We start from the raw sequence: 10,003 nt of genomic DNA, 5'->3' as shown, positions 1-10,003 counted from the left end.
CTTTCGCGACGAGGGCGGGGCCTCCTCTGCCGGGTGGGCGGGGAGGCGGGAGGTGCCACCGGGCCGGAGAGCTCCGGGCAGCCTTGAAGGCTATACCCCGGCTATGTGCTCCGTCCAGCGGCCGCCGCGATCCGGCGGTTCCCCCGCCTCCGCCGTCAGCGGACGCGGACCGAGAGGCAGGTGACGCAGCCCTCGAGCTTCTCGAACTCCGAGACGTCCACGGTGAGGACGCGGTAGCCCAGGCTCCGCAGCAGCTCGGCGCTCCGGGGAGCGGAGGCGGCCATCAGGAGGGTGTCGTCGTCGAGGACGACCACGTGGGCGCCCGCCTCCTCAGGCATCGGCAGGAAGGAGGGGAACAGGCGCGGCTCGTCGACGACCGGCTCCCAGCCGATGACCGTGCCGTCGGGCAGCGCGGTCACGGCGCTCTTGAGGTGCAGCACCTTCGTCAGCGGGACCGCGACGACGTCGTACCCGCGGGGGCGGAGGATCGCGCGCAGCTGGGCGACCCCCGCCGCGTCGGTCCGGCCTCCGCGGCCGACGTAGACCGTCGATCCCACCTTGAGGACGTCGCCGCCGTCGAGCGTGCCCGGCTCCTCGATGCGGTCGACCGTCAGGCCGAGGGCGCGGACGGCCTCCTCGGCGCCTGCCGTCTCTCCACGGCGGGACTCCGCTCCGGACCGGGCGATCACGGCGTGGTCGCCGAAGACGACGACCGCGTCCTCGAGGAAGACGGAGTCGGCGAGTCCGGGCGCCGGTGCGGCCTCGACCGTCTCCCAGCCGGCCCGCTCGAGCAGGTCGACGTACGCCTCCCACTGCTGCTGGGCGCGCTGCTGGTCGACGGGGACGCGCTCGAGGTGGGTGAGCTCGCCCGCCGAGAGGTCGGCGGCCGGGGCCCGGACGATCGCGATGCGGCGGTCGGTGACGACGGCGGCCGGAGCGCCCGTGGTGCGGAGGCGGTTCCAGAGCGTGTGGCCGACGCTCGCTGCCGAGACGGTGAACGCGAGCAGGAAGACGAGGTTGAGTCCGGCGAAGGTCTGGAAGATGGAGGCCCAGACGGCGCCCGTGACGGCCTCGCCGGTGGCGCTGGCTTGGACGAGCGTGCCGAACACGGCTCCGACCACGCCCGCGACGAGTCCCGCGAGGGCGGCGCTCCAGGTGCGTCCGAGCATCCCCGCGACGGCGAGGACGAGGACGACCACGAAGCCGAGCACGCTCGAGAGCAGGAAGTAGGCGTTGACCTGCGGGATGGAGCCGGGCTGCAGCTGGTTGCCGATGAAGAAGGCCAGCAGGTTGGCGAGGTGCGCCACGAGCGCGGTCGCCGCGGCGGCGAGCAGCGCGACGAGGATCCGGCGGCCCGTCCCGGGCGCGCGGTCCCGGTTCGGGGCGGTGGTGGTCGCTGCGGTCGGGGTGTCGGGAGTGGACGCGGGCGTCGAGTCGGAAGGCACCCGGCGACCCTACGCGCCCCCGCCCGCGCCTCGCCTGTCGATCCCCTAGCAGCCCCCTAAGAGCCGCCCACCGCACGGCAGAGCGGTTTCACCGGGAATCGCGTGCCAAGCGATTCCCGTGACCGGCGACGCCCCCACTCCATGGAAAGCCTCACGTCGTGGCACCGACCACGCCCCGCCGCGCGAGGAGCGGCCGGGAAACCGCCCACCGCAAGGCAGAGCCGACTCAGCGGGAATCGCGTGCCAAGCGATTCACGCGGTCGGCGACGCTACCCGCTCTACGGAACGCACCCCGTCGCGAAGCCGACCGCGCCCCGCCGCGCAGGGAGCGGCGGGGAAGACGAGCACCGCAAGGCAGAGCCGGTTCAGCGGGAATCGCGTGCCAAGCGATTCCCGCGACCGGCGACGCACCCCGCTCTACGGAACGCACCCCGTCGCCGAGCCGACCGCGCCCCGCCGCGCAGGGAGCGGCGGGGAGATCGAACACCACTTCTTCCACCGAGTGACGGGCGCTCCGCGCCCGTCACTCAGTGGAAGAAGTGCCGCTCCCCCGTCGTGTACATCGTGACGCCGGCGCGAGCGGCCGCGTCGATGACCTCGGCGTCGCGGACGGAGCCGCCGGGCTGGACGACGGCCTTCACGCCGGCGGCGAGGAGCACCTCGAGGCCGTCGGCGAAGGGGAAGAACGCGTCGGAGGCGGCGACGGAGCCGGGGGCGCGGTCGCCGGCGCGGGTGACGGCGAGGTGGCAGGAGTCGACGCGGTTGACCTGGCCCATGCCGACGCCGACGGAGGCGCCGCCCTTGGCGAGGAGGATCGCGTTCGACTTGACGGCGCGGCAGGCCTTCCACGCGAACTCGAGGTCGAGCATCGTGTCTGCGTCGGCGGGCTCGCCGGCGACGAGCTGCCAGCCGGAGCTGACCTCGCCGGGGCCGCCGATGAAGCGGTCCGGCTCCTGCAGCAGCAGGCCGCCGGAGATCTGCTTGAACTCGCGCTCGACGGGGGCGTAGAAGTCGGGGAGCTGCAGCAGGCGCAGGTTCTTCTTGGTCTTCAGCACCTCGAGCGCCTCGGGCTCGAAGCCGGGGGCGACGAGCACCTCGGTGAAGATCTCCTTCACCGTCTCGGCCATGGCGAGGGTGACGGGCCGGTTCGCGGCGATGACGCCGCCGAAGGCCGACACCGGGTCGCACTCGTGGGCGCGGCGGTGGGCGGAGGCGATGGGGTCGATCGCCTTCGAGCTCGCGATCGCGATGCCGCACGGGTTCGCGTGCTTGATGATCGCGACGGCGGGCAGTACGAAGTCGTACGCCGCGCGGACGGCCGCGTCGGCGTCGACGTAGTTGTTGTAGGACATCTCCTTGCCGTGCAGCTGCGTCGCCTGCGCGATGCCGGTGCCGTCGGGCGAGACGTAGAGGGCCGCCTTCTGGTGCGAGTTCTCGCCGTAGCGGAGGACCTGCTGCAGGGTCCCGCGGATCTCGACCGAGCCCTCGACGCCCTCGGCCGCCTCCTGCCCGGCGAACCAGGCGGCGACGGCGGAGTCGTAGGAGGCGGTGTGCGCGAAGGCGCGGGCCGCCAGGGTGCGGCGCGCGGCGAGCGTCGTGCCGCCGTCGGCGAGGGCGGTCGCGATCCCGGAGTAGTCGGCCGGATCGACGACGATCGCGACGTTCGCGTGGTTCTTCGCGGAGGCGCGGACGAGGGCCGGGCCCCCGATGTCGATGTTCTCGACCACGGTCGCCGCGTCGGCGCCGCCGGCGACGGTCTCGCGGAACGGGTACAGGTTCACCACGACCAGCTCGAACGCGGCGATGTCGAGCTGCTCCAGCTGCTCGCGGTGCGAGGCGAGCCTCAGGTCGGCGAGGATGCCCGCGTGCACGGCCGGGTGCAGCGTCTTCACGCGGCCGTCGAGCGACTCAGGGAACCCGGTGACGGCCGAGACGTCGGTGACCTCGTGGCCGGCGCCGCGGAGGGTCGCTGCGGTCGAGCCGGTGGAGACGAGCTCGACGCCGGCCGCGGCGAGCGCCGCTCCGAGCTCGAGCAGGCCGGTCTTGTCGCTGACCGAGATCAGCGCCCGGCGGACGGGGACCCGGTCGCGGTTGACGTAGCTGCTGGGGTCGTGGGCGGTGATGCTCATGCGCGGGCGAGCTCCTCGAGGTCGACGGTTCCGTGGGCGATGTCGAGCACCGTCTGCACCAGCAGGCGACGCTCGATGGTCTTGATGCGCTCGTGCAGCGCGTCCTCGCTCTCGCCGAGGAGCACGGCGAGGCTCTCCTGGGCGATGACGGGGCCCGTGTCGACGCCGGTGTCGATCACGTGCACGGTGACGCCGGTCTCGGTCGCGCCGGCGGCGAGGGCGTCGCGGACGGCGTGGGCGCCGGGGAAGAGGGGCAGCAGGGCGGGATGGGTGTTGATCATCCGCGGGCTGAGCGCGTCCACCACCACGGGCGGCAGGATGCGCATGAAGCCCGCGCAGACGACGAGGTCGGGCTCCCACTCCCGGATGCGCCCGAGCAGGGCGGCGCCCCACTCGTCGCGGGAGGAGAAGTCGCGCGGCGCGACCGTGAAGGCGGGGACTCCGCGCTCCTCGGCGTGGCGGAAGCCCTCGGCGTCGGTGTCGCTGCCGACCGCGACGATGCGGGCGGGGAAGCCCTCGTCGCCGGTGGCGTCCAGCAGGGCGCGGAGGTTCGATCCGCCGCCGGAGAGGAGCACGACCAACTTCAGCACTGCGCAAGTCTAGGGGGACGCCTCCGCCGGCGTCAGCCGCGTCGGCTGCGGCCCGCGGCGAGGCCCAGGCCCGCGGCCAGCGCGAGCTCGAGGGCGGCGACCGCCCCGACGACGAGCGGGTCCGGGCCCACCTGGGCGAGCCGCCCGGGCCCGGCGGCGCCCGCCGAGAACCAGGCGAGGAGCCCGAGCAGCAGGCCGCCGACCACGCCGATCCCGCCGGCCGCGGCCGCGCCCCAGCGCAGAAGCGAGCGTCCGTCGAGCGCCTCGATCACGCCGCGCCGCAGCCGCCATCCCGCGGCGAACCCGGCGAGCAGCGGCACGAGCAGCCCGAGGAAGCCGAAGGCCGAGTCCCCTGCGGGCAGTGCGGCGAGGACCGGGATCGACGGGATCGGTCCGAGCAGCGTTCCGGCCGCGCTCACGGAGGAGCCGGTGCCGAGGGCGAAGCCCGGGCCGATCAGCCAGCTCGCCGCCCAGATCACCAGGTTCGGGAGGAACGCGAGCTGCCCGAGAGTGAGGGCCAGGCCGCCGAGCGCCTCGGCGCCGAGGCTCTCGTAGAGCGCGACGACCGAGGTGTAGTGCACGACCAGCAGCACGGCGACGAGCACCGCCGCGACTCCGACCACGCCGGCCGCGGCGAGCACTCCCCCGCGCAGCGACGCGAGGACGAGCCCGGGCCCCGGCGCGGGGACGCGGTCGAGCGCGGAGGCGGCCAGCTCGCCGAGGGGGTCGGCCTCGTCGCTGCGGGCGGAGTGGAGCGCTGCTCCGACGAGCACCCCCAGCGCGAAGACGAGCGGCGGCAGCAGCGTCCCCTGCAGGGGATCGACGGTGGCGGCCGGGTCCGCGGATCCGAGCGAGACCAGGAGCGCGATCGCCAGGTAGGTCGCGATCGCGACGAGGACGCCGATGGCCCGGAACGGCGACTCCTGGGCGCGGCGGCCGGTGCGCGCGCCGAGCAGCACGGTGAGGAGCGCGAAGGCCAGCGGAGCGATCGTCACCGGGAAGGCGTCCGCGCCTCCGGGCAGCGCGACGGCGAGGGCGGAGTCGGGGGCCAGCGCCGCCTGCAGGTCGGCCCCGTGGCCGAGCAGCCAGGCGTCGGCGGCGACCCGCCAGAACACGTCTAAGTCGACCGTCGTGTCGTACTGCACGGCCCAGAGGACGGTCAGCGGGACGAGCGGGATCGCGATCCCGATCAGCGCCGACAGCGCGGCGTCGAAGGCGGCGAGGAGGGCGACGGTGATCCGGTTCATGGGCCTGACGAGCCTAGCGGCGGCGCGCTCGGAGGCGGGTCAGGGGCGCGCCGCCCGGCCCTCTAGTGTCGGAGCCATGACGGGAACCTCGGACGCACGGACGGAGCGCGGCCTGGACCGCCTCGTGAACTTCTCCGACGCCGTCGTCGCCATCGCCATCACGTTCCTCGTCCTCCCCCTGGTCGACGTGGTCGAGGAGGGCCGCGCGGCCGATCTGGGGTCCCTCCTCACCGGGCACTACGGCACCCTCTCCGCCTTCTTCATCACGTTCGCCGTGATCGGGCGGCTCTGGGCGGTCCACCACTCCGTCTTCGAGGGCGTGGCCCGGTACTCGCCCGCGCTCGTCGTCGCGAACTTCGTCTGGCTGGCCGCGGTCGTCCTGCTCCCCTTCGCGGCGAACCTGATCTCGAACGTGCTCGACACCGACGGCAGCGTCATCGCGCTCTACATCGGCACGATGATCGCGGCGAGCGCGGCGACCCTCGCGATGCAGCTCATCGTGCGCCGCGATCCGGATCTCCTGGCCCCGGGGGCGGAGCCGCGGCGCTCCCTCTCGAGGTCGCTGATCGTGATCAGCGTCCTCCTCGCGGCCCTCGTGCTCGCCGTCGCGGTGCCGGCCGTCAACATGTTCGCGCTCCTGCTGCTCCTGCTCTCGGGTCCGATCGAGCGCCTGGTGCACCGCGGGCGCCCCGGGGGACGCGCGGCCCACCGCCGGACGGAGCGCGGGCTCGACCGGCTCGTCAACTTCTCGGACGCGACCGCCGCCATCGCCATCACCGTCCTCGTCCTGCCGCTGGTGCAGCTGGCTCCCGAGGTCGCCCGGGAGGGCGGCGGAGTCCCGGCGCTGCTCGCGGAGCACCTGGACTCGGTCCTCGCCTTCGCGCTCTCCTTCGCGGTCATCGCCGTCTTCTGGATCCCCCACCACCGCGTCTTCGAGATCGCCGGGGACTACGACGGCGCCCTGGTGTGGCTGGACCTGCTCTGGCTGGCCGCGCTGGCGTTCTTCCCGTTCTCGACGAGCGCGCTGGCGCTGTTCCCGGACTCCCGGGCGACGATCGGGCTCTACATCGGCACGATGGCCGCGATGAGCGGGGCGCTGGTCCTGATCGAGCTGCGCCTCTCCCGGCACCCGGAGCTCAGGCGGCCCGGCGCAGGGCCCCTGCCGCTCGCGCCCGCCCTGCTGCCCTTCGCGCTGCTCCTCGTCGCACTGGCGCTGGCGCTGCTGGTCCCGTCGGTCGGGCTCTGGTGGCTGCTCCTGCTCCTGCTGCAGCGGCCCGTCCGGGCACTGCTCGCGCGGCGCTGATCCTCAGGCGCCGGGCGTCCAGCCCAGCTGCGGGGCGATGCGCTCGGCGACGGCGCGCAGGATGCGCCGGTGCGACTCCACCCCGCCGACCGCCGGGAGCGTCACCGTGAGCGCGTCCGCCTCCGCGAGCGCCGGATCCGCGGCGAGCGATGCGACGATCCGCTCCGGGCTCCCGACATGGAGGGGGCTGAAGCGCATCGGGGCGGCGATGATCGACCGGTCGGCCGTGCGGGGGCGGCCCTCGTCGTCCATCCGCGCGAGGTAGCCCTCGATGAAGGGGCGGTGCGCCTCCTCGTCGGCGGCGTCGAGCAGCGGCAGCACGATGCGGCCCGCCGTCACCCTGGACGTGCGCCCCGGGTGCGCGGCGGCGAAGGCCTCGCGGTAGGCACGGATCTGCACCGCCTGCTGCTCGGCGAACGGCAGGCCCGTCTCCTCCGTGTTGAGCGTGGACACCTGCAGGTGCATGCCCTGCTCGCCCGCCCGGACCGCGGAGGACACCGTTCCCGCCCCGTACCAGAGCCGGTCGGCGAGGCCGGGCGCGTGCGGCTGCTGAACCAGCGGAGCGCCGACCGGGACCGACATCAGGGCCGACTCCGCGACGCCGAGCACGGCGCCCGAGAGCGCCTCGCGGAGTCGCGCGATGCGCTCCTGCGCCTCCTCGCGGAAGTCGCGCTCGGCCTGCCCGAACACCCCGTCGAAGACGGAGGAGAGATGCGCGAAGCCGCTGCTGACGCCGAGGTCGAGGCGTCCGCCCGAGAGCAGGTCCACGGTCGCGGCGTCCTCGGCGAGGCGCACGGGCGACTCGTAGCGGGCGCCGATGACCGCGGTCCCGAGGCGGAGGCGGCGGGTCCGCTGGGAGGCGGCCGCGAAGAAGGTCATCGGAGACGCGAGGTAGCGCTCGAAGTGCCGCACGCGGGCCCAGCCGGTGCCGTAGCCGAGCTCCTCGGCGAGCTCGAGCAGGGCCAGCCCGTCCTCGAGGCTCCGCGCGGCGTCGCCGGGCCGCTCGGGGCCCTCCGGGTACGGCACGAAGGTCAGCAGGTCGAGTCCGAGGCGGCGGGTCACGCTGCGACGCTACTCCGGCCGGACCCGCCCCGACGACGGAACGGACGGCGCCGCCCGCCGGAGCAGGGGCACCGTCCGTTCCGACGGTGGTGCGGGGAGGACGGGCGCTAGAGCGCCGCGTAGACCTCGCGGAGCAGGGCGGCCGTCTCGGACGGCGTCTTGCCGACCTTCACGCCCGCGGCCTCGAGGGCCTCCTTCTTGGCCTGCGCGGTCCCGGCCGAGCCGGAGACGATGGCGCCGGCGTGGCCCATCGTCTTGCCCTCGGGGGCGGTGAAGCCCGCGACGTAGCCGACGACGGGCTTCGTGACGTTCGCCTTGATGAAGTCCGCGGCGCGCTCCTCGGCGTCGCCGCCGATCTCGCCGATCATCACGATCGCCTTCGTCTCGGGATCGGCCTCGAACGCGGCGAGCGCGTCGATGTGGGTCGTGCCGATGATCGGGTCGCCGCCGATGCCGATGGCGGTCGAGAAGCCGAGGTCGCGCAGCTCGTACATCATCTGGTAGGTCAGGGTGCCCGACTTCGAGACGAGGCCGATCGGGCCCTTGCCGGTGATCGTCGCGGGGGTGATGCCCACGAGCGACTCGCCCGGCGTGATGATGCCGGGGCAGTTGGGGCCGATGATCCGCGTCTTGTTCCCCTTCTCCTGCGCGTACGCCCAGAACTCCGCGGAGTCCTGCACCGGGATGCCCTCGGTGATGACGACGAGGAGGCCGATCTCGGCGTCGATCGCCTCGATGACGGCGTCCTTCGAGAAGGCGGGCGGCACGAACGCGATGGAGACGTCGGCGCCGGTGGCCTCCATCGCCTCCTTCACGGTGCCGAAGACGGGGAGCTCGACGTCGCCGTGGGTGACGGTCGTGCCGGCCTTGCGGGCGTTGACGCCGCCGACCACGTTCGTGCCGGCCTTGAGCATCAGCGCGGTGTGCTTGGTGCCCTCGCCGCCGGTGATGCCCTGGACGATGACCTTGGAGTCCTTGGTGAGGAAGATCGACATGCTTGTTCTCTGATTCCTTGAGTCGTCGGGTCCGTTACGCGGCGGCGAGTTCGGCGGCCTTGTCGGCGCCCTCGTCCATGGTCGCGGCGAGCGTGATGAGCGGGTTGGCGGCGGCCTGGAGGATCGCGCGGCCCTCCTCGACCTTGTTGCCGTCGAGGCGGACGACGAGCGGCTTCGTGGCCGAGTCGCCGAGGATCTCGAGCGCCTGGAGGATGCCGTTGGCGACCGCGTCGCACGCGGTGATGCCTCCGAAGACGTTGACGAAGACGCTCTTGACCTGCTCGTCGCCGAGGATCACGTCGAGGCCGTTCGCCATCACCTGCGCGGAGGCTCCGCCGCCGATGTCGAGGAAGTTGGCCGGCTTCACGCCGTTGTGCCTCTCTCCGGCGTAGGCGACGACGTCGAGGGTCGACATGACCAGGCCCGCGCCGTTGCCGATGATGCCGACCTCGCCGTCGAGCTTCACGTAGTTGAGGTCGTTCTCCTTGGCCTTCGCCTCGAGCGGGTCGGCGGCGTCCTTGTCCTCGAGCGCGGCGTGGTCCGCGTGGCGGAAGCCGGCGTTCTCGTCGAGCGAGACCTTGCCGTCGAGCGCGACGATGTCGCCCTCCTCGGTGAGCACGAGCGGGTTCACCTCGACGAGCGTGGCGTCCTCGCCGGTGTAGACGTCGTAGAGCTTCACCAGGACGGGCGCGACCTTGGCGATCAGCTCCTCCGGGAACTTCGCCGCGCGGGCGATCTCCTCGGCCTTGGCCTGGTCGATGCCCTGGCCGGGGACGACCTCGACGCGCGCGAGGGCGTCGGGGCGCTCGACGGCGAGCTGCTCGATCTCCATGCCGCCCTCGTAGGAGGTGAGCGAGAGGTAGGAGCGGTTGGCCCGGTCCAGCAGCACCGAGAAGTAGAACTCGCGGTCGATGCGCGCACCGCCTGCGACCATGACGCGCTTGACGACGTGGCCCTTGATGTCGAGGCCGAGGATCGACTGCGCCGCGGCGAACGCGTCCTCGGGGGTCTTCGCGACCTTCACGCCGCCCGCCTTGCCGCGGCCGCCGATCTTGACCTGCGCCTTGACGACGGTGACGCCGCCCAGCTTCTCCGCCGCGGCGCGCACCTCCTCCGGCGTGTCGGCGACGATGCCCGGGAGCACGGGGACGCCGTACTTCTCGAACAGATCACGGGCCTGGTATTCGAAGAGATCCACGCTGCATTCCCATTCCGCGCCGAGCGCGCTTGCG

8 protein-coding genes are annotated in these 10,003 nt (G+C 73.3%); 1 reads left to right on the top strand and 7 read right to left on the bottom strand.

Features of this window, described 5'->3' with window-relative positions; genetic code table 11:
• Positions 1-155: 155 nt before the first annotated feature.
• From ddaH to C5C55_RS12870, 4 genes are all read right to left on the bottom strand, one after another.
• Positions 156-1,445: a dimethylargininase gene (gene ddaH, locus C5C55_RS16975; protein WP_104234181.1), complete on the bottom strand. Its 1,290-nt coding sequence runs from the start codon at positions 1,443-1,445 to the stop codon at positions 156-158.
• A gap of 527 nt (positions 1,446-1,972) precedes the next feature.
• Positions 1,973-3,574: a bifunctional phosphoribosylaminoimidazolecarboxamide formyltransferase/IMP cyclohydrolase gene (gene purH / locus C5C55_RS12880; RefSeq protein WP_104234180.1), complete on the bottom strand. Its 1,602-nt coding sequence runs from the start codon at positions 3,572-3,574 to the stop codon at positions 1,973-1,975.
• Positions 3,571-4,164, bottom strand: a complete 594-nt coding sequence (gene purN / locus C5C55_RS12875) for a phosphoribosylglycinamide formyltransferase (protein WP_104234179.1) — start codon at positions 4,162-4,164, stop codon at positions 3,571-3,573. Before purN ends, purH begins: the two co-directional genes overlap by 4 nt.
• 32 nt (positions 4,165-4,196) lie before the next feature.
• Entirely contained in the window at positions 4,197-5,411 is a 1,215-nt protein-coding gene (locus tag C5C55_RS12870; RefSeq protein ID WP_104234178.1) for a DUF6350 family protein, read from the bottom strand.
• 76 nt (positions 5,412-5,487) lie between these two features.
• Between C5C55_RS12870 and C5C55_RS12865 the strand changes: the two genes are divergently transcribed.
• Positions 5,488-6,714, top strand: a complete 1,227-nt coding sequence (locus C5C55_RS12865; RefSeq protein WP_181067853.1) for a TMEM175 family protein — start codon at positions 5,488-5,490, stop codon at positions 6,712-6,714.
• Between the two features lie 3 nt (positions 6,715-6,717).
• Here C5C55_RS12865 and C5C55_RS12860 read toward each other — a convergent pair whose 3' ends face one another.
• The 3 genes from C5C55_RS12860 to sucC all read right to left on the bottom strand — a co-directional run bounded on the left by C5C55_RS12860 (position 6,718) and on the right by sucC (position 9,969).
• On the bottom strand, positions 6,718-7,776 hold the full coding sequence (locus C5C55_RS12860; RefSeq protein WP_104234176.1) for an LLM class flavin-dependent oxidoreductase: 1,059 nt from the start codon (positions 7,774-7,776) through the stop codon (positions 6,718-6,720).
• Between the two features lie 107 nt (positions 7,777-7,883).
• Entirely contained in the window at positions 7,884-8,771 is an 888-nt protein-coding gene (gene sucD, locus C5C55_RS12855) for a succinate--CoA ligase subunit alpha (protein WP_104224929.1), read from the bottom strand.
• A gap of 34 nt (positions 8,772-8,805) precedes the next feature.
• The gene (sucC, locus tag C5C55_RS12850; protein ID WP_104224928.1) at positions 8,806-9,969 is read right to left on the bottom strand and encodes an ADP-forming succinate--CoA ligase subunit beta; all 1,164 of its coding nucleotides are present in this window, start codon (positions 9,967-9,969) and stop codon (positions 8,806-8,808) included.
• Positions 9,970-10,003 lie beyond the last annotated feature (34 nt).

The sequence above is a fragment of the Rathayibacter sp. AY1C2 genome (assembly GCF_002931195.1).
In the GTDB taxonomy this organism is placed as follows: domain Bacteria; phylum Actinomycetota; class Actinomycetes; order Actinomycetales; family Microbacteriaceae; genus Rathayibacter.
Note: the sequence above shows the minus strand (reverse complement) of the source record. Positions and strands in the feature narration are given on the sequence as shown.